Here is a 20,429-nt window from a genome sequence, read left to right on the forward strand (position 1 = left end):
TTATAAGCCACTCACTTCGAAATATTCATCATCTTCATTCACGATCTTGTAGCGTTTGTCGTTTTTCAGAATAAACAGAGTATTCTTTTCGTTCGCTACCGTGATGATCTGCTCTATTACTTCATCCAACAAAAGCACCGCATTTTTGTCATGCTTATTCGGACGGTACCCTTGGTTGATTTTTTCCAATAACTCCAACAAGTTAATACTCATCGGCATTGGCAGAAGCGAATGTTCGTCGACTCGAATATGAGCGTTAAATGAGCCTATCTTGCTCACCGCTTGTGTTTTAATCGATGAAAAATCAGGTTTCACTTCTAGTTCAGCCGCTGTTTTAAAGCCGTTGTATTCAGAGACAAAAAATTGGTCTTTATCAAGTGATGGCGAATTGCGGTTACAGTAGCGATGCACGGCTGAAATCAGAGTATCTTTATAGAATTTATTAAGCTCTTTTTTCTGCTTGCCAGAACCATCAAATTCACGATGGAGTAGCCAAATGTTTGCGTATTGATCCACCAATGAATTATCAAAATCTGCTTTCAGCTCATTGATATAACTATTCGCAAATTGCTCTTCGTCTTTCAACAGATAAACCATGCGCAAGTATGAAGCAGCAGTGAGCACATCAAATACACCTAGTGCTTTCACCTGATCTTTAAGTTGTGTAAAGCCTTCATCTTCAATCCCCAAACCAAACTGAAGAACAAACTCATCTACTTTGCGAGTGTGGATGTTGCTTGGATCAAAACTTTGAATATGCTCTAAAAGCTCGTTATCTGAGCCAGAGAATAGGTTATCGAACAGGTAGTCATCGCCCGCTAAGATCTGGTACACAAAGTCCAGTAGCGCTCGTGCGGTTAGGAATTGATCTTTGATTAAGCGAGCTTTCAGAAGCAAAGAAATAATATTCTTCTGCACAGATTCTAGCCCTAGCAACGCATAGTTTGCCGTGAGCTTGCTGTGACCTAGTTTTTGTACTTCACTGTCATACAGTGCGTAAAACGGGTTATCTAGCGTTGGCTCAGTTAAGCGAGCTAGAAACTTAGCTGCAAAGTCAGAGGTACTAACTTCATGGCCCAGAGTAAATTTCGGGTATTGCTCGAAATCTAAGAAAATATGGTTCGTTGGAATATCGTCCGTTTTGTTTTCCAAGAACGCTTTTATCGAAGCTTTAATATCGTCGTGTTGTTCAGCACCTTCCTCAGCATAGTTGCCTAACATTCCGATATTAACGCCAACAACAAGTGGCTTATCATTTCCTTTGAACTGTGAGAATCGCTCATCCAACGCATTGATTGCAGTCTGATTTGGGTTAAAGCTGTGTGTCGCATCCAGATGGAATTCATGTGTCGCTTTATGCTTCTGGCTGTACTGAGTCAGAATCTCAGATTTACCATCACCACTACTGCCACACAAAAATATGATGTCACTTTTCTTAGAGGACAGCAGAGACTTTTTAAAGTCCACTTCTATATCTGTAGTGATGTACACATGGCTTTTATAATCAGCCAGAAGATCTTGATTTTGCTCTCTTTCTGTACTTACCGCGTATGGCGATGATTTAGAAAGTATGCTGAGGGCTTTTTCTAAGTTCAAAAGAATCTCTTCAAAATTTGATTAAACGGACTTTTTTTGTGGAGATAAATAGTATCAAACACGGAAAAGTAACGGTACTTATAACCATAAAAAAATGGAATGAGTGGATGAGTTAACATCGCCATATGCAAATTGTTTATCTTACTCGCTTTACAAACAAATATTGTGTTTAGTATTAGAAAAGTATGATTTAGCTTACATTGCGTTACGTAACACTCCGCAATTTTAACCGTTGAGTGTGTACTATACCCATGTGAAAAATGTACGTATATTCTGTACACATCAACATGTATCATTTTCAGGCATTAGATAATTGTTATGACAATAAAGTGGGATCAGTTACTGCGCTTCAAATTAATCGAAGTTGTTGCATTGTGGGAGGGTCGCGTTACGACTAATCACCTATGTAACTCTTTCAATATTAAGCGACAGCAAGCCTCTAGAGACATAAAAGCTTATCAAGAGCACTTTTCTACTCCACCACTTGTTCATGATCGTAGTATTAAAGGCTACCGACTTACTGATCATTTTGCGCCAAAGTTTACAAAAGGCACTCCGAATGAGTATTTGTCACTACTACACAAATACAACAGTGAGCATGTAGACGGCTTTAATTTAAAAGTTCTGGGTTTCGCAGACTCTATTGTCCTTTCAGTCCCAGACAGGCAGATAGCCCCTATAATCGTTCGTAGACTCCTTCAAGCAGCACGAGAAAGACGCAGAGTTGATATAGAGTATGTATCAATGGATAACCCTGAAGGGCGAGGCAGAAATATTGTCCCGCACACTATCGTATTTGATGGATTTCGCTGGCACGTGAGAGCATATTGCGAAGAAAGAAAGATGTTCTTAGACTTTGTATTGAGTCGATTTAGAGGTGAACCTGAGCTGCTCAACCAATCAGAGATTAACATCGAAGACGATGAAGATTGGACTACAGAAGAAATAATCGAAATCATCCCAAATCCACATCTTTCACCAGCACAACAGCAAATAGTGAAAGTCGACTACGGGATGCATGATGCGCCATTTACAATTGACTGTCGACGAGCATTGATTAAGTATTTGCTCAAACGTTTGGATGTCTGCGTAGATACTAAGAAGCTCTCTTCAGCTCCCAAAAAGTACCAATTAACCCTAGCGAATCCAAAGAATATAAAACGCTGGTTGCTATAGTGGTATAACAAGACATTCCCCATAGGTAAATACTCACTACCTTTACCTCGATAATTCAGAAATGGTTCAAAATTGACAGTTAACACATACTCGCACATAGATACCCCATTCAACCTGCGCCACACCTGTTGGTTTTGTGGTGAGCCTTCCAGTAACCTTGTTGAATTTCCCAAGACAGCGCAGGCTGTTGCCAAGATAGGCCATTCACCGATAGCACTGCCGGCTTGTAATGAGTGTGCGAGAATTAACTATTCAAAGAATCTGACCTCAATTTGGTCTGTTCGCGATCAGATAAAACACACTCTGATAGACAAGTACGCTAAGCACCTTGGCATCGGTGAGAACTGGACGGAGCAAGAGCTTATTGATTCTGATTTCTCGGGTTCGACGCTCGGTGGGTTTGGGCGCAGCGCGTGGAAAATGTATCAAATCGCCAAGCAACGCGTCGATTATAAAGGCTGGCCTTTATCGGTTGATGACATCCCACTTGAGGTATACGACGAAACCAGTGGCTTTGAGTTTGACGGAACTCGTTATGCCTCAATCAACTCATGTATCGACTATTTCACCAAGGCAGCAGGCGTAGACAAAGAGCTGTTGTCGCAGCTTGTCGACATCGTTTCATCAGACCGATTTAGCTACGCACTGCGAATCGCCAAGCTGAACAAGAATGTCTCTAATACCAAGCGCTCGGAGATCGTCGAAGAGGTGCTGCAACAGGAGTCTGAACAAGAAGAGATATTGCTTGAGCAAGCTAATTCAATGTTTAACCCAAACGTCGAAGAGGTGAATATTTCAGGCTCAATAGCGCCTGTATTTGCCATTCAGTGGGCGCTGGCTAACAAGGTTAAAGATTTAGCCCACCTTTGTGCTCTCGAAGATGAGTATTTTGACTATTTCGAACATCTCGGCGGCCCTGCAGCTTTCATGTCTTATAACGGCCTACAACTCTACTTAGAATCGCGTCAAAATCCGGAATGGGTAGAAAAATCGGATCCAAATAAACAGTATTGGTGATAATGAGCCATTACTGGTGAACACGTGTAAGCTCGATAACTGTGTCAAACACCCATTGTTAGTCCTTGTTTTATATAAAGATCTAAAAATTGCCCCCTATCACAGTTAATTGTTGCAATTCGGTTAAATAGAGTGAAAACTTCAAGCATCTAAAACTATTTAATCACTGCCATCTGCGGTGAGTAAGGAGTGAATTGTGCTTGCTGTTCTTCGTATTATTTTGGCTACGGTGTTTATTATTTTCACCACTCTATGTGCTTTTGTTTACTGCTTGTTTAGCCCCAAGAACCCCAAGCATGTGTACGTTTTCTGTCGTTGGTTCAACCAGCTCCAAAAGATCATTGGTGTAAAACTGGTGCAGCGCGGCCTAGACAATGCTCCTACACCAGAAAACAGCGTCTACATCTCTAACCACCAAAGCATATTAGACTTTGTAACCGACCCAGGAATGCTAAGACCACGCACTGTTTCATTGGGCAAGCGCGATTTGTTGTACGTGCCTTTCTTTGGTCTGCTGTATTGGATCACCGGTAACATCATGATTAACCGCGAAGACAAGTCCAAAGCACGCGATACCATCAAGCAAGTGGCGGAAGCGATTCATCAGAGAGATCTGTCTGTTTGGGTTTACCCTGAAGGAACCCGTAGTAAAGGGCGTGGATTACTGCCATTCAAAACAGGCGCTTTCCGAATGGCGATTGAAGCTGGTGTGCCTATCACCCCAATGTGTACCAGCACCACGCACAATAAGATCGACTTTAATCGTATCAATAATGGCATTGTGATCACCGAGATGCTCGAACCTATCGATGTATCCGGATACAAGCTTAGTGATGCAAGAGAACTGGCCAATCGCTGTCACGCACTCATGGCAGAGAAAATCGCAGAGCTTGATGCAGAAGTGGCTCGTTTAGAGGCGCAGCAAAAACCAGAGTTGGATTCAGATCGTTCTTCTACGAACTAACTCGCAACGAAACCACTGAGTCATCGCTCAGTTACTTAAAAAGACACTCAACGATCGCAACTCTCATTGTTCTTGTTTTACTTGCTGGCGCTTATCCGCAAAATAAAAACAGGCGTTATCGGCTTTATAGAGCAATGGGAGTAAACGATGGAAGTGATTCACCATGGTGGCAAACATACTGTCACAGGATCTTGTCACGAACTAAGAGATTCAGGCCAAGCGGTGCTCATCGATTGTGGCTTGTTTCAAGGTAAAGAGTCCCAAGGTGCGGATACACGCCCTCTTGATATTGAATTTGCAACATCCCACCTCAACGCTCTGCTGCTGACTCATACTCACATTGATCATATTGGCCGATTACCTTGGTTACTCGCCAGTGGATTTAACCAACCGATTTATTGCACGCAAGCCACCGCTGAACTTGCCCCTTTAATGATTGAGGATGGATTAAAACTGCAAGGGCTCAGCAATAAACAATCGAAGCTGATACTCAAAAAGATTCATTCGTTAATTGCTCCCAAGCCTTACGGGGAATGGTTTCCAATCACGTCTAAACAGCAAAACAACGGAAAGGTTCATCATAGGCCAAATACTCTGCATGCTCGCTTTCAACCTGCCGGGCACATCTTAGGTTCCGCCTATATCGAGATTAAGTTACCCAACCAAGAAGTAGTTGTGTTTTCTGGAGACTTAGGCCCGAGTAACACACCACTGCTACCGGATCCCAAGTCACCACAGCAAGCCGATTATCTGTTTATCGAATCCACTTATGGCACCAGTACACATGATGATATTGCTACGCGATCTGAGCGTCTCAAAGCAATTATTGATCGTTCACTACTCGATGGTGGCGTTATTCTAATCCCGGCTTTTAGTATCGGCAGAACTCAGGAATTGTTGTTTGATATCGAACACCTGATCTTTGAGCATCAACTCAGTAGCGATATTCCTATTATTCTCGATTCTCCGATGGCTCAAAAAGTGACGCGTTCATACCGACGTTTTAAAGAGTTGTGGGGACAAGAAGCAAAGCAGCGTCTTGAACTGAAACGCCACCCACTCGCTTTTGAGCAGTGCATTACCGTTGATGGACATAGAATGCACAAGAAAATCGTGAATCGCCTCAAGTCGACCGGTGAACCCGCGATTGTGGTCGCAGCTTCTGGGATGTGTCAGGGTGGCAGGATAATGAACTACTTATCTGCCTTGCTTCCCGATAAACGAACCGATGTGATTTTAGCGGGCTATCAAGCGCACGGGACGCTCGGACGAGAGCTGCAACAAGGTGAAATGCAGGTTTCTATTGATAACAAAGACGTTGAGGTTAATGCTCAAATTCATGGCATGTCAGGCTATTCTGCCCATGCAGATAAAGAAGATCTCTACCGATTTATAGAGGGCATCGCGACCCCACCGAAAGAGGTGCATTTGATTCACGGCGAGCCAAATACTCAGTCTGAGTTCGCTAAAGAACTACAGACACGAAGGTTCGTGGTTGTTTGAAACAGGCATAAAATTAGCCACTTTCACTAGGTAGATATTAAAGCCTCAATTATCAAACCTTCAAAAACCATAGTCTCTTAGACCTGCTAGCTCACCCGATGCAGGTGATATATTCCAACCTACTTACCCCACCATCCATATGTCAGCCGTTTATGCTAAGCGGCTGTAACCGCTGTTTTGCGCAATTTCGTTTCTTATGCGCACCTCAAGATCCCCTTTCTGTATTAATCACTATTTATTCACTTTGCAAAACACCATAAAACACAACCAGTTGCATAGGCAATTAAATGGAACGATTATCGAATTAGCACTAAGCATTAACAAACACCCTCTATAACTTGCTTTATGTCACAGTAATCCTAATGCGCAGTTAAATAATTTAACACTCGGGTTACAAGTGAAGTATTGTGTTGTTCGAAAAACAATCATAAGCAAAACTAACAGGGAAAATACTCATGCAGTCATTCGTTGATTTTTTGAATGGAATAATCTGGAGCCCAGTACTTATCTACCTATGTTTAGGTGCAGGTTTGTTCTACTCCATCATGACTCGATTTGTTCAAATCCGTCACTTCTTTGAAATGTGGCGCTTGCTACTATCGGGTAAAAGCTCATCAAAAGGCATCTCGTCTTTCCAAGCTCTAGCCGTTTCGCTATCTGGCCGTGTAGGTACAGGTAACATTGCTGGTGTTGCTGCCGCTATCGGTTTCGGTGGCCCAGGTGCAGTATTCTGGATGTGGGTTGTAGCCTTCTTTGGCGCCGCGACTGCTTACGCAGAATCTACGCTAGCGCAAATCTACAAAGAAGAAGACGAAGGCCAGTTCCGTGGTGGTCCGGCTTACTACATTGAAAAAGCAATGGGTCAGAAGTGGTACGCATGGATCTTCGCTATCGCGACTATTTTTGCATGTGGTATTTTGCTTCCAGGTGTTCAGTCAAACAGTATCGGTAATGCTGTAGAAGCTGCATTTGGCTCAGGTGACATGATTGAAACAGCTGTCGGTACATTCAGTTTCGCTAAAATTTTCACCGGTACTGTTGTTGCTATCATCCTTGCTTTCATCATCTTTGGTGGTGTTAAACGTATTGCGAACTTCACACAGATCGTTGTTCCTTTCATGGCATTGGCTTACATCATCATCGCGTTCGTTATCATCCTGCTAAACATCAGCCAAGTGCCAACTGTTTTCGCAATGATTGTTGGTGATGCATTCACACCTATGGCAGGCTTCGGTGCTGCAATTGGTTGGGGGGTTAAGCGTGGTGTTTACTCAAACGAAGCGGGTCAAGGTACTGGTCCTCACGCGGCAGCGGCTGCAAGTGTTGATCACCCAGCTCAGCAAGGTTTGGTACAAGCGTTCTCTATCTACATCGATACTCTTCTAGTATGTTCTGCTACAGCGTTCATGATCATCATCACTGGTGCTTACAACGTTCACGGCGGCGCTGAGGGTGTATTCCTTGTTCAGAACCTAGCAGCAAACATCGGTGCGAATGGTCCTGTATTTACACAGCTTGCTATTGAAAGTGCACTACCAGGCATTGGTAAGCCATTCATCGCATTTGCTCTGTTCTTCTTCGCATTTACAACGATTCTTGCTTACTACTACATCGCAGAAACGAATATTGCGTACCTACGTCGTACCATCAAGATCCCTGGCATGATGTTCGTACTTAAGCTTGTTCTTATCACTGCAGTTTTCTATGGCACAGTTAAAACAGCGAACCTTGCATGGGCAATGGGTGATGTTGGTGTTGGCTTGATGGCATGGTTAAACATCGTTGGTATTCTGATCATCTTCTTCATGTCTAAGCCTGCGCTTAAAGCTCTAGCAGACTACGAAGAACAGCAGAAACAAGGTGTGACTGAGTATACGTTCAACCCTGTAAAACTAGGCATTAAAGGTGCTACTTACTGGGAAGAGAAGTACAAGCGTAAAACAGGCAAGTCTCCTGAAGCAGAAGCTGCAGACACTAAACCTGTAGAGCAGCCTTCAGCTTAAGCTTAAGCTTTCCTTAGCAAATAGATTGCTTTAACAAATAGCGCTATTAACAACTCATAAAAAAGGGGTTAGCCATTTCGGCTAACCCCTTTTGTTTTATTCATAACCAATAAATGGCTTATAACAAACTAACTGTTCCCGAGTTAGAGTATTAAGCAGCGATTTCTTGTGTTGCCATTTGAGGTGCTTTCTTCTCACCGATAGGCAGTACTGTACGGCCGTATTCGTTGTTGATTACTTGTGCCATTGCAAAGTAAATAGCTGAAGCACCACAGAAGATACCTTCAAAACCAGCGATAGTGCCGATTAGTTCGCTGCCAGTGAAATCACGAGCTGCAAGTAGGAAGAACAAGATAGTTAGTGAACCGAATACTACTTGCTTCGCCACTGGGTAGCATAGAGAGCCGATGAACATGAAGCCTGTGAAAATGCCCCATAGTAGTAGGTACCAACCCATGAATGCTGCAGGGCTTGCAGGTAGGCCCATGTAAGGCATCACGATTAAACCAACCAAAGACAACCAGAATAGGCCGTAAGAAGTAAACGCAGTTGTACCGAACGTGTCACCACGTTTGAAACACATTGTGCCCACGATAACTTGGCTCAAACCACCGTAAAAAATACCCATAGCAAGAATCATTGAATCGATTGGAAAGAAACCTGCGTTGTGGATATTAAGAAGAATAGTGGTCATACCGAAACCCATTAAGCCTAGTGGCGCTGGGTTAGCTAGTTTGGTCGACATTGCGAATTTACCTTATTGAAGTGGTTGATTAAAAAAAAACGATAAAAGTTATCAGAAAATTTTAATATATAAACCGTACAACTAGGTAATCCAGTTATCGAAAACTAAGATTGTGTAAATGATCTTATGGAAAATCAGTTTCATAACAACACCAATCAATTCACAGAAACTATAAGTAAACAAATTCCCTATCGCGTATCGACTCATTAGATCGTCATTCCAGAATCGAGGAACGAGATATCTGGAATCTCGCCCTTAGACATATGCGCCGACGATAAACGCTAAAGATTCCCTATCACGTTCGTTCCTCACTGTAGGGAATGACGGTGGTTTGCTTAAATGCGAGTAAACGAGATGCGGGATGCGAAGAGTGTGTTGAGATTGAAGTAAGTGATATGCATATAAAAAAGATGCGGGTAACAAGATTCAGGATGCGAAAAGAGTCTTTGGATTTGAGTAAGCGCCCCACTTAATAACAAACGTAGGCAACAGAGGGCGAGCTCTTCGCTACTCGTTTACTCGTATCCATATCAACTCATTGAATCGTCATTCCAGAATCGAGGGACGAGATATCTGGAATCTCTTCTTAGACATAAATACCGACGATAAACGCTAGAGATTCCCTATCGCGTTCGTCCCTCACTGTAGGGAATGACGAGGTTTGCTTAGATGCCAGCAAACGGGATACGAAGAGCGTGTTTAGATTGAAGTCAGTGAAATACAAGGTATGAAATGAAGAATAATAGAGACCGAGCTTTTCGTTACTCGCTTACTCTCATCCATATCAACTCATTGAATCGTCATTCCAGAATCGAGGAACGAGATATCTGGAATCTCCTAAAGCATAAACACCGACGACAAACGCCAGAGATTCCCTATCACGTTCGTTCCTCACTGTAGGGAATGACGGTGGTTTTCGTAGATGCGGGTAACGAGAGACGAGATACGAACAGCGGGCTCAGATTGAGTAAGCGAGAAACTAAATAGCAAACACGAACAATAATAAGTCGGTTTTTTCGTTACTCGATTACTCGCATCCCGTATCTGTTCCCCATTCGTAATCTCAAATTACGCTTGTTGTGTTTTAGATTCAGACACTTGAGATTGAACGTCTGAAAAAGCATTTTTACTCGCGTCGCGCTTGGCTAACAGAGTTACAAGAATAATCTGAGCAACAAGAGCGCCTAACACAACCAATGCACTTCCTGTAAAGCCTGCCACTACAAAACTAACCAAAGCGATAGAACCGTTCATCAACGCATAAGGTAGCTGCGTCTTAAAGTGTTCAAACTGGTCACACCCTGCCCCTGTTGAAGAAAGAATCGTGGTTTCAGAGATCGGTGAGCAGTGATCACCAAACAAGCCACCCGATAACACGGCACCAATTGCGACGAGAAGCGGAGCATCTATCGCAATCGCGGTTGGAATAACCAATGGCATCATTATCGCGAAAGTTCCCCACGATGATCCCGTTGCGAATGAAATAATGGCAGACAGCAAGAACGCGACCGCAGGCACTAACCAGTATGGAAAACCACTCTGTGCTTGCTCAGCAATATAAGCCGCTGCACCCAATTCTTTACCGACTGTGCTTAATGCCCAAGCCAATACTAAGATGATCGCTACGGGCATCATGTTTCCCATGCCTTTTAAGTACACAGAAACACCGTCTGAAAGCTTTCTTACGCCGTAGTAAGCCATTAATGAAATTAAGGTAATCGCGGCAAAGAAATAAGCCGATGATAATGCCGCTCTGAATGATGAACCGGCGACCTTTTGGAACGGGAAGCCTTGTGGAACCAACATGGCACACAACACCACCAGCATCACTAACAATGGTGCCCAGACAAAAGATGCCTTTGCATTTTTATGCGAGAACGGATTTAGTGATTCGTTATTCACGCCAGAGTTAATTCCCGCCAGGCAATCACGCTCAGCTTTTGCCATTGGCCCAAAATCTAAACCTTTAACGGACACGAGCGGAACGATGAAAATCGCGAGGAATGCGTAGAACTGAAAAGGAATCGCACCAATGAACGCATCCCAGTCAGACATGTTAACGCTCAACGCAGTAAATTCTTTCTGGATCAGGCTCATGATGTAAACGCCCCACCCAATGAAAGGAATAAGGATCGCAACTGGCGACGAGGTTGAGTCGATGATGAATGCTAGCTTCTGTCTTGAAAGTTTCAGTTTATCGAAAAGAGGACGAAAAACAGGGCCAACAATTAAAGGGGTACCTAAGTCTGAGAAAAATATAACGATTCCACCAAACCATGCTGAGATTTGAGCTTGGCATTTGTTGCTTACCCACTGAGTAACACGTTTTGCAAACGCAACACCACCACCCGACTTCTCCATCAAGGCAACAAAGCCTCCGATGAACACCAACAGCATAATCACGCCAGCGTTGTAGCTGTCGGTCAGTTGAGGGACTAAGTAGCCTTTCACCATGGTACCAAAAGTATCAAGCGGGTTAAGTTCGCTAAACATGCCAGTCAGCATTGCCACACCACTCAGCACACCAGCAAAAAGGCCTATCACCACATTCCTTGTCGCCAACGACAACACCAAAGTAATCACAATGGGGATGAGTGACGTGATATCTGTCTGTTCCATAGGTACACCTTAACCCTAAAATAAAAGAATAAATATAAATTAAATTTGAATATAAATTCACATCAAGCATTTGTACAGAACTTTATCCTCCAACTGGATAATTAGTCTTTAATTGCGCTTCAACATAGCCAAATAGACCAATAGCCCGCCTTAGATAGCCAAGTTCGAAACGAAAAAAAGCCGAAAGTAGTGAACTGACCCCCAATAGTTGGACACCAATTATTGGGGGGCTTTTTATGTCCAAATATAGCCGAGAGCTAAAATGTATCATTGCTAAGCAATACTTAGATGGCACGTCATCTCTCTACTTAGCAAAACAATATTCAATTTCTTCAAGGCAGATACGGTATTGGGCTCAAGTCTTTGCCATCCATGGTACTGATTCATTTTTACCAACTAATCATGCCGCGACTGCTCAAACAAAACGAAAAGCATTGAATTTAATGTGGACGAATGAATGGTCTCTCACGCACACTAGCGCTGTATTAAACCTCTCATCCCCTGGAATACTCTCTGTCTGGCTTAAACGATTTAATGAGCTCGGTATCAAGGGGCTCGAAATGCGCCAGAAAGGAAGACCCTCAATGAAACAGCAACCTCAACGTACCACTAAGCCTGATAATGAAATGACACTTGAGGAGCTAAAAGAGGAGTTGGTCTACTTACGAACCGAGAATGCCGTTCTAAAAAAGTTGGAAGAGTTGGAGCAGAAAAAAAACCGTCGAACAAAGAAAAAGCGGTCATAGCTCTAACTCTTAAAGGCAAGTACCCATTAAAGCACTTACTGCACACTCTACAGTTGGCAAAAAGTGTCTTTTATTATCAGGCTCAAACGAGCAAGCGCCAAAATAGCTACGAACGTGAGCTGCGGTTGATAAAGTCAATTTATCATGAACATAAGGGGCGATACGGCTACCGCCGTATTCACTTGGAACTAAAGAATCAGGGGTTCGTGCTTAATCACAAAACGGTTCAAAGGCTTATGGCTCAGCTCAACCTTAAATCGACGGTCAGGATTAAAAAGTATCGTTCATACCGAGGAGAGTCAGGAAAAGCTGCTCCCAACGTTCTTGAAAGAGATTTTAGTGCGACTCAACCCGATGAAAAGTGGGTAACTGATGTCACGGAGTTCAAAGTCAAAGAGCAGAAAGTATACTTATCTCCCGTTGTCGACTTGTTTACTCAGGAGGTGGTTGCTTATAGAGTGGCCAAAAATGCCTGCTTGCCGCTTGTCACAGATATGCTGACGGAAGCTATATCAACGCTTAAACCCAACTCAAAGCCAATTATACATAGCGATCAAGGTTGGCAATATCGCCATCGACAGTATCAGAAAAAGGTAGCGGAGAGTGGGTTAACGCAAAGCATGTCGAGAAAAGGTAACTGCTTGGATAATGCTGTTGCTGAAAACTTTTTTGCTTTACTCAAAACCGAGATGTATCACAACCAAAGCTTTGAAGATGCAGATGCTCTGATAGAGCAGATTAAAGAATACATCGAGTACTACAATACCAAACGTATAAAAGTGAAACTAAAAGGCCTGACTCCGATAGAATATCGAACTCAGGCCTTGAAAGCCGCTTAACAGAAATGTCCAACTTTACGGGGTCACTTCATAGACACTTTCGGCTTTTGACTATTTATATCATTATGGTCGTACGACTGAACTCGTAACTTAGGTCACTTCCCCAGTATTCAGACGATCAATTACAACTGATTTCATCCCAGAACCAATTTGACTGAACAGGGCTTTCCCATACACCCGGGCCGTTTTTAGCCACGAAACACTTGCCGTTATGCGTCACTTTATCACCGTTACTCACTTGGCTAACGCCCGCTTGCCATGTGATAAACACCGATGGGTCAACGACGACAGGCGGCTCAGTAACAGGTGGTTCAACTGGTGTTGGGTCTACCGGAGCAGGATCAACAGGTATAGGATCGACTGGCGCAGGATCGGTGACGACTGGCGGTGTAGGCTCTCCAGCAATCAATTTCCAAGGGCCGCCATTGGCAGGGTCATCCCCTTGTGTCCACCATTTCGCTTCATAGGTTGCGCCATTATGAGTCACTTGGTCGCCCGCATTGTAAACCTTGGTCGCACTCCAACCATTACCACCCGGATCAGTGCCAGGGTCTACCGGATCCAGCTTATCGACTACTTTCACTTCAGGCCAACTCGCATGAGAACCATAAAAGTTGGTCACACACTTCTCGTAATCTCCAGCCACCAGCGCAGAATAAGCCGTTTGGAAACCAACAAGCTCACACTCAAATGAATAACCTTCTGGGCGGTCTGCGTAGTATTTCCAATTACCATCCCAGTTGGTGTACAACACATCGGTTGCGCCGTTGAGATTCAAACTTCCATAAGGCGTTTGTTGCCAACAAGTATTAGCTTCATCCGCTTCGACAGGAATCTCGTAGTACGCCGCTAGCCCTTCCCAGTAACGAATACGGTTAACGGGTTGGCCTTTGTCTTTGTTCTGCTCACCACATTCAATACCACCATTAATCACGTTGATCGTGGTACCAAAGCCATAACCAATACCCGCATCCAACTCACGTTGAGACGGCGTCCAAGTACGGTCGATGACATGCAGCATGGCTGGTTTAGGTGCTTGAGGGGTAAGGAAGAACCAGATAGCAGAAGCCAAGTTCAACCAAGAGTCCGCCACTAAACCCGGATTGTTGAGAAGCACTGTCGCATCACCATCAAACATCACTTCAGAGAACGCGCCGTAATTAAAATGGTAAGAAAGCTGTTTAGCACCACGTCCAAAGTAACCCTGCCCCGCAGCACATGGCCAGCGGGCATTCTGCCAATCGTTCTGACCACAACCTGTGGTGTAACCTTCTTGGCCTTCAGACCAACCCATTTCACGAACATGCACCAGCGCTTGCTGCCACTCTTCTAGAGCTAGTGGATTATCAGAGGTGTTGTCTATCGCGATGTGACCCCCCGTCTCTTGTGAGAAATGGGCAAAGGCTGTGATGATGGATTTTTTACAGATGGCGTCGGAGTCACGGCCATCGGTGTACTCTCCACAGAACGCTGGGAATTTACCAATCGCACGTAAGAAGCGAGTGTAGGTGTATTCTGGCGCTGCCATCTGAGTGAGAAAGTCCCATTCCGATTGAGGGAACACGCGCTCTACACGCTTTACGTTTTCAGGGTTAGAGGGGGAACCGGGTTCAATCGCTTCAACGATGGTATTCGGGCGAGTTTGAAGTGCCTGTGACCAGATCGCATACATAGGATCGGATGTTTTCGCTTGTTCAGCAGCTTGTAGAGCCGACTTTTCAACAAGGTAACCATTCGGGTTTTGCGGATCAGGTTGAATGTTCAAAGACGCATGACTTTGCGCTGCTAATGTGCAGCCCAGTACTGTCGCCAAATATTTGATTTTTAACATGATGGATTCTCTTATCTGTCCTTAATAAGTCCATCAAAGAGTATGCTTCACATGTGAAATGGCCTAGCTGTAGCTGTATGAATTTATAAAAAGTGCGAGTGATATTTTTGATATATAGCTCAACACAACAAAGCGTCTCATGGTTTCTTGAGTTGATATCTAGTTTCCAACTCATTTGGTTTCTAGGTATTGTTCATTTGATTTCGAGGTATTGCTCATAAGCTTTTAATGCAATGAATCAATCTAACCAATCGACAAAGAAAAAAGCCCCGAACTGAGTTCGAGGCTTAAGATCTTAATCAAAGCTGGTTAAATCCCTAAGAGATTATTCCCACTCGATAGTTGCTGGTGGCTTACCAGAAATATCGTAAACAACACGTGAAATGCCGTTAACTTCGTTGATAATACGGTTAGAAACCTTACCTAGGAAGTCGTATGGTAGGTGTGCCCAGTGAGCAGTCATGAAGTCGATAGTTTCTACAGCACGTAGAGATACAACCCAATCGTACTTACGGCCATCGCCCATTACGCCAACTGAACGTACTGGTAGGAATACCGTGAATGCTTGAGATACTTTGTGGTAAAGGTCAGCAGCGTGAAGCTCTTCAATGAAGATAGCATCTGCGCGACGCAGTAGATCACAGTACTCTTTCTTCACTTCGCCAAGTACACGAACACCTAGACCTGGCCCCGGGAATGGGTGGCGGTAAAGCATGTTGTATGGAAGACCAAGCTCTAGACCGATCTTACGTACTTCATCTTTAAACAGCTCACGTAGAGGCTCAACAAGGCCCATTTCCATATCATCAGGAAGACCACCAACGTTGTGGTGAGATTTGATTACGTGTGCTTTACCTGTCTTAGATGCTGCAGACTCGATTACGTCTGGGTAGATAGTACCCTGAGCAAGCCATTTAGCATTCTTCAGTTTCTTAGACTCTTCATCGAAGATATCTACGAATACGTGACCGATAATCTTACGCTTAGCTTCTGGTTCAGCTTCGCCTTCAAGAGCATCAAGGAAACGTTGCTCAGCATCTACTTTGATGATGTTTAGGCCAAACTTGTTGCCGAACATCTCCATAACCTGCTCACCTTCGTTTAAACGAAGAAGGCCGTTATCTACAAATACACATGTTAGTTTGTCGCCGATAGCGCGGTGAGCAAGCATCGCAACTACAGATGAATCAACACCACCAGAAAGACCAAGGATAACTTCGTCGTCACCTACTTGTTCTTTAATACGTGCAACTGCATCTTCAATGATTGAAGCTGAAGTCCACAGACCTTCACAACCACATGCGTTAAGAACGAAGTTCTCAAGCATTTTTAGGCCGTTCTTAGTGTGTGTTACTTCTGGGTGGAATTGTACGCCGTAGTACTTCTTCTCTTCGTTTGCCATTGCAGCGTATGGGCAAGTGTCTGTTTCAGCGATCTTTGTGAAATCAGCTGGGATCTCAACCACTTTGTCACCGTGGCTCATCCAAACATCTTGAGTAGACTCAAGGTCAGCGAAAAGTGCAGACTCGCCAGTCACTTGTACAGCTGCGTAGCCGAACTCACGCTCAGTAGACGTTGCTACTTTACCGCCAAGTTGCTCAGCCATAGTTTGCATGCCGTAGCAGATACCGAAGACAGGAACACCTGAATCAAATACGTACTGAGGTGCACGTGGAGAGTTCTCCTCCGTTACACTTTCAGGGCCACCAGATAGGATGATACCGTCTGGATTGAATTCACGAATATCCGCTTCTTCTACGTCCCAGCTCCAAAGTTCACAGTAAACACCGATCTCACGAATACGACGAGCTACTAGCTGTGTGTATTGAGAACCGAAGTCCAGAATTAGAATACGTTGGTCATGAATATTTTTAGTCATTGTAAGCAGTCTTATTGGCTATGTGATAAAACGGAGGCGAGTTTACTCACCTCTGATTAACTCTTCAAGAAATAAAGCAAACGTTTTCGTTAGATATCTTTAACCACGTGTTTTGAGAAAATCACTCTCTAAACAAAACAGGCGGTAGATATAATACCAATCACAGTAAGTAAGTGTTCAACAATAGCGTAGGAAAAAAGCTTGAGAACGAGGCCGGATTTTCTGATAAGTAGTTATTCTACAATCAAAAATTCTAACGAAGTTATCGAGGTTTTTAACAAGCTAGGATGACCAGTTATTTACTACGATTGGTATATTAATGTGCCGACTAAATCAGCACATTATTCAAACGTTTGGACGTATTATTAACCTAAACGGTAGTTAGGTGCTTCTTTCGTGATTTGAACATCGTGTACGTGAGATTCTTTCATGCCCGCACCAGAGATACGAACAAACTCAGCTTTAGTACGCATTTCTTCAACAGTTGCAGAACCCGTTAGGCCCATGCTTGAGCGTAGACCGCCCATCTGTTGGTGAACGATCTCTTTTAGACGACCTTTGTATGCGATACGACCTTCAATACCTTCTGGAACAAGCTTGTCTGCAGCGTTGTCAGATTGGAAGTAACGGTCAGAAGAACCTTGAGACATAGCGCCAAGAGAACCCATACCACGGTAAGACTTGTAAGAACGACCGTTGTAAAGAATAACCTCACCCGGAGCTTCTTCAGTACCCGCGAACATTGAACCAACCATCACACAAGATGCGCCAGCAACGATAGCTTTACAGATATCGCCAGAGAAGCGGATACCGCCATCTGCGATTACTGGAATACCGTATTCGTTAGCTACTTCAGCTGCGTCTGCGATTGCTGTTACTTGAGGAACACCAACACCAGTAACGATACGAGTCGTACAGATTGAACCCGGGCCGATACCAACTTTAACCGCACTAACACCCGCTTCGATAAGAGCACGAGCGCCAGCGCCAGTTGCTACGTTACCACCGATGATTTGTAGATCAGGGTATGCAGCGCGAGTTTCGCGGATACGGTTAAGTACGCCTTCAGAGTGACCGTGTGAAGAGTCGATAAGTAGAACGTCTACGCCAGCTTCAACTAGAGCAGCAACGCGCTCTTCGTTACCAGCACCAGCACCAACAGCTGCACCTACACGTAGGCTGCCGCGCTCATCTTTACAAGCGTTTGGTTTACGTTCTGCTTTGTGGAAATCTTTTGCAGTGATCATTCCAGTAAGTTGGAAGTCATCATTTACAACAAGAACTTTTTCAACACGCGCTTCGTGCATTTTCTCTTGAACTTCTTCACGAGTTGCACCTTCTTTAACAGAAGCAAGGCGAGCTTTAGGCGTCATTACTACATCAACTTTCTTAGAAAGGTCAGTAACAAAGCGAACGTCACGGCCAGTAATAATACCAACAAGTTCGTTTGTTTCAGTAACAACTGGGAAACCGGCAAAGCCGTGTTTTTGGGTAAGGGCTACAACATCAGCGATTGTCGCATCAGGGCTTACAGTTACTGGGTGAGAAACCACACCAGCTTCGTAAATTTTAACCTGGCGAACCATTTCAGCTTGCTGTTCAATAGACATGTTCTTGTGAATGAAGCCTATTCCGCCTTCTTGTGCCAGTGCAATCGCTAGGCGAGCTTCTGTCACAGTATCCATAGATGCAGATATCATTGGGATGTTTAGGGAAATATTCTTCGTCAGCTGAGTGCGAAGATCAGCTGTATTAGGGAGAACGGTGGAGTGTGCTGGCACTAGCAGTACGTCGTCGAATGTCAGCGCTTCTTTGGCAATTCTTAGCATTTGCAATATCTCACAATAATAGGAGTAAAAAGAAACAATCCAATCTCATCGTTTCGCCTAATGAGGGCAGCCAATTAAGGAAAATCAAACTGCATTTGGATTAGATATTGCGGACGGATTATACGGCCAACGAAATCGCTTGGCTACACATTTTTGTATTTTTAATTTGCATTTACCCCCTTGCTATGTATTATATTGCCGCTATCTTCCATACTCACGCCCTGTGAGATTCCAAGAAAGACCTTCCTTCAAGGAAAGATAGTGCTTCTATGACTAATCCAAACATCTTTACTGTTTCTCGCCTCAACTCAGAGGTTCGTCTCCTATTAGAAAACGAAATGGGAATAGTCTGGCTCGTTGGTGAAATCTCAAACTTCTCTGCACCTGTATCTGGTCACTGGTACCTCACGCTTAAAGACTCTCGCGCTCAAGTTAAGTGCGCCATGTTTCGTGGCAATAACCGCCGTGTCACCTTTAAGCCGCAGAATGGTAATCAAGTTCTCGTTAAAGCTCGCCTGTCTCTTTATGAGCCACGCGGTGACTATCAATTAATCATCGAAAGCATGCAGCCAGAGGGCGATGGTAAGCTTCAGCAAGAGTTTGAAAAGCTGAAAATGAACCTTGCCGCAGAAGGCCTATTTGCTCAATCGAGTAAGCAACCACTTCCTGAACACCCAAAGCGCGTTGGCGTTATCACCTCGAAAACCGGCGCTGCTCTGTTTGATATTCTTGACGTACTGAAAAGACGCGATCCTTCATTGCCTGTTGTGGTTTACCCGACCATGGTTCAAGGCGAAGAGGCGGCAATTCAGATTGCTCAAGCGATTGGACGAGCTAACGAACGCAATGAGTGTGATGTGTTGATCGTGGGTCGTGGCGGCGGTTCATTAGAAGACTTATGGTGCTTCAATAACGAGATCGTTGCTCGCACAATTGCAGCAAGCCAGATCCCGATTATCAGCGCAGTTGGCCACGAAGTTGACGTCACTATCGCCGATTTCGTCGCAGATATGCGTGCTCCAACGCCATCAGCAGCTGCAGAATTGGTTAGCCGTGACAACAGTCATAAAGAGCAAGCTTTTGCCTCTAAACGCGCTCGCTTAGTCAGTGCGATTCGTCATGTGTTAATCAAACAAGCACAATCCACTCAAACGTTGAAATACCGCTTAGAGAAACAACACCCGAGCTACCAACTGCAAATGCAGAGTCAGCAGCTTGATGACCTAGACATGCGTTTGCGTCGCGGTATGACTCAATACCTAAAGCAGCATGCACAGCGTGTTGAGCGCAAACAGCACCAGCTTCAGCTGAACTCGCCAGTGAAACGCCTTGGCGAACAGAAACTGCATTTACAACGCTCTGAGCAAAAGCTATTAGATGCGATGGATAAAACACTGCTAACCACTCGCCATCAGCTAGCCATGGCTGCAGAGAAGTTAGAAACCGTTAGTCCACTGGCTACCCTAAAGCGTGGCTACAGCATTACTCATTCCGCATCGAGCAAGACTGTGTCATCAATCAACGATGTTGAGGTGGGCGAAGTAATTACCACCCAAGTAGAAGATGGTGTGATTGAATCGCAAGTGACAACAAGAGTAGCGAAGAGCGAGCTTTAGATTCAACTAGGACGTTAAAAATCATTTAAAACCAGAAAGCCCTATCGATAATCGACAGGGCTTTGT

The 20,429-nt window shown here is 44.2% G+C and carries 14 protein-coding genes; 8 read left to right on the forward strand and 6 right to left on the reverse strand.

What is annotated here, in order from left to right:
* Nucleotides 1–1,596 (reverse strand): DNA phosphorothioation-dependent restriction protein DptF, encoded by a 1,596-nt coding sequence (dptF, locus tag OCV20_RS13470; protein ID WP_086774967.1) that lies wholly within the window; start codon nt 1,594–1,596, stop codon nt 1–3.
* Nucleotides 1,597–1,914: 318 nt separating this feature from the next.
* Between dptF and OCV20_RS13475 the strand changes: the two genes are divergently transcribed.
* From OCV20_RS13475 to OCV20_RS13495, 5 genes are all read left to right on the forward strand, one after another.
* Nucleotides 1,915–2,772 carry a helix-turn-helix transcriptional regulator gene (locus tag OCV20_RS13475; RefSeq protein ID WP_086774966.1) on the forward strand — a complete coding sequence of 286 codons (858 nt, stop codon included), beginning with the start codon at nt 1,915–1,917 and terminating at the stop codon, nt 2,770–2,772.
* Nucleotides 2,773–2,844: 72 nt separating this feature from the next.
* Nucleotides 2,845–3,789, forward strand: a complete 945-nt coding sequence (locus tag OCV20_RS13480; protein ID WP_086774965.1) for a hypothetical protein — start codon at nt 2,845–2,847, stop codon at nt 3,787–3,789.
* 196 nt (nt 3,790–3,985) lie between these two features.
* Complete coding sequence (locus tag OCV20_RS13485; RefSeq protein ID WP_086774964.1) at nt 3,986–4,753, forward strand: 1-acylglycerol-3-phosphate O-acyltransferase; 768 nt, start codon at nt 3,986–3,988, stop codon at nt 4,751–4,753.
* 147 nt (nt 4,754–4,900) lie between these two features.
* Entirely contained in the window at nt 4,901–6,256 is a 1,356-nt protein-coding gene (locus OCV20_RS13490) for an MBL fold metallo-hydrolase (RefSeq protein ID WP_086774963.1), read from the forward strand.
* Between the two features lie 455 nt (nt 6,257–6,711).
* Nucleotides 6,712–8,259 (forward strand): alanine/glycine:cation symporter family protein, encoded by a 1,548-nt coding sequence (locus OCV20_RS13495; protein ID WP_017069529.1) that lies wholly within the window; start codon nt 6,712–6,714, stop codon nt 8,257–8,259.
* 151 nt (nt 8,260–8,410) lie between these two features.
* On the opposite strand, the gene OCV20_RS13500 is transcribed toward OCV20_RS13495, so the two are convergent.
* Together OCV20_RS13500 and OCV20_RS13505 are read right to left on the reverse strand one after the other, a co-directional pair.
* Nucleotides 8,411–9,004 carry an acetate uptake transporter gene (locus OCV20_RS13500; RefSeq protein ID WP_010440610.1) on the reverse strand — a complete coding sequence of 198 codons (594 nt, stop codon included), beginning with the start codon at nt 9,002–9,004 and terminating at the stop codon, nt 8,411–8,413.
* Nucleotides 9,005–10,072: 1,068 nt separating this feature from the next.
* Entirely contained in the window at nt 10,073–11,623 is a 1,551-nt protein-coding gene (locus tag OCV20_RS13505) for a Na+/H+ antiporter NhaC family protein (RefSeq protein ID WP_086774962.1), read from the reverse strand.
* Between the two features lie 236 nt (nt 11,624–11,859).
* Between OCV20_RS13505 and OCV20_RS13510 the strand changes: the two genes are divergently transcribed.
* Nucleotides 11,860–12,369 (forward strand): helix-turn-helix domain-containing protein, encoded by a 510-nt coding sequence (locus OCV20_RS13510; RefSeq protein WP_086774936.1) that lies wholly within the window; start codon nt 11,860–11,862, stop codon nt 12,367–12,369.
* The gene (locus OCV20_RS13515) at nt 12,366–13,208 is read left to right on the forward strand and encodes an IS3 family transposase (protein WP_108721729.1); all 843 of its coding nucleotides are present in this window, start codon (nt 12,366–12,368) and stop codon (nt 13,206–13,208) included. The genes OCV20_RS13510 and OCV20_RS13515 overlap by 4 nt, the downstream gene beginning before the upstream one ends.
* Nucleotides 13,209–13,326: 118 nt before the next feature.
* On the opposite strand, the gene OCV20_RS13520 is transcribed toward OCV20_RS13515, so the two are convergent.
* The 3 genes from OCV20_RS13520 to guaB form a co-directional block, all read right to left on the reverse strand.
* A complete protein-coding gene (locus OCV20_RS13520) occupies nt 13,327–15,039 on the reverse strand; it encodes a chitinase (RefSeq protein ID WP_086774910.1) in 1,713 nt (570 codons plus the stop codon).
* A gap of 325 nt (nt 15,040–15,364) precedes the next feature.
* Nucleotides 15,365–16,918, reverse strand: coding sequence for a glutamine-hydrolyzing GMP synthase (gene guaA / locus OCV20_RS13525; RefSeq protein ID WP_048608103.1), 1,554 nt, complete (start codon nt 16,916–16,918; stop codon nt 15,365–15,367).
* A 365-nt stretch (nt 16,919–17,283) separates the two neighbouring features.
* Nucleotides 17,284–18,747, reverse strand: coding sequence for an IMP dehydrogenase (gene guaB, locus OCV20_RS13530; protein ID WP_086774911.1), 1,464 nt, complete (start codon nt 18,745–18,747; stop codon nt 17,284–17,286).
* 269 nt (nt 18,748–19,016) lie between these two features.
* Between guaB and xseA the strand changes: the two genes are divergently transcribed.
* Nucleotides 19,017–20,363 carry an exodeoxyribonuclease VII large subunit gene (xseA, locus tag OCV20_RS13535; RefSeq protein WP_086774912.1) on the forward strand — a complete coding sequence of 449 codons (1,347 nt, stop codon included), beginning with the start codon at nt 19,017–19,019 and terminating at the stop codon, nt 20,361–20,363.
* Nucleotides 20,364–20,429: the final 66 nt, after the last annotated feature.

It is taken from the genome of Vibrio coralliirubri, from assembly GCF_024347375.1.
In the GTDB taxonomy this organism is placed as follows: Bacteria; Pseudomonadota; Gammaproteobacteria; order Enterobacterales; family Vibrionaceae; genus Vibrio; species Vibrio coralliirubri.

Excerpts from the sequence above, each read along its gene's own strand:
- guaB (WP_086774911.1), bottom strand. The coding sequence starts at position 18,747 with ATGCTAAGAATTGCCAAAGAAGCGCTGACATTCGACGACGTACTGCTA.
- guaA (WP_048608103.1), bottom strand. The coding sequence starts at position 16,918 with ATGACTAAAAATATTCATGACCAACGTATTCTAATTCTGGACTTCGGT.
- OCV20_RS13495 (WP_017069529.1), top strand. The coding sequence starts at position 6,712 with ATGCAGTCATTCGTTGATTTTTTGAATGGAATAATCTGGAGCCCAGTA.
- OCV20_RS13520 (WP_086774910.1), bottom strand. The coding sequence starts at position 15,039 with ATGTTAAAAATCAAATATTTGGCGACAGTACTGGGCTGCACATTAGCA.
- OCV20_RS13475 (WP_086774966.1), top strand. The coding sequence starts at position 1,915 with ATGACAATAAAGTGGGATCAGTTACTGCGCTTCAAATTAATCGAAGTT.
- OCV20_RS13505 (WP_086774962.1), bottom strand. The coding sequence starts at position 11,623 with ATGGAACAGACAGATATCACGTCACTCATCCCCATTGTGATTACTTTG.
- OCV20_RS13500 (WP_010440610.1), bottom strand. The coding sequence starts at position 9,004 with ATGTCGACCAAACTAGCTAACCCAGCGCCACTAGGCTTAATGGGTTTC.
- OCV20_RS13490 (WP_086774963.1), top strand. The coding sequence starts at position 4,901 with ATGGAAGTGATTCACCATGGTGGCAAACATACTGTCACAGGATCTTGT.
- OCV20_RS13510 (WP_086774936.1), top strand. The coding sequence starts at position 11,860 with ATGTCCAAATATAGCCGAGAGCTAAAATGTATCATTGCTAAGCAATAC.
- xseA (WP_086774912.1), top strand. The coding sequence starts at position 19,017 with ATGACTAATCCAAACATCTTTACTGTTTCTCGCCTCAACTCAGAGGTT.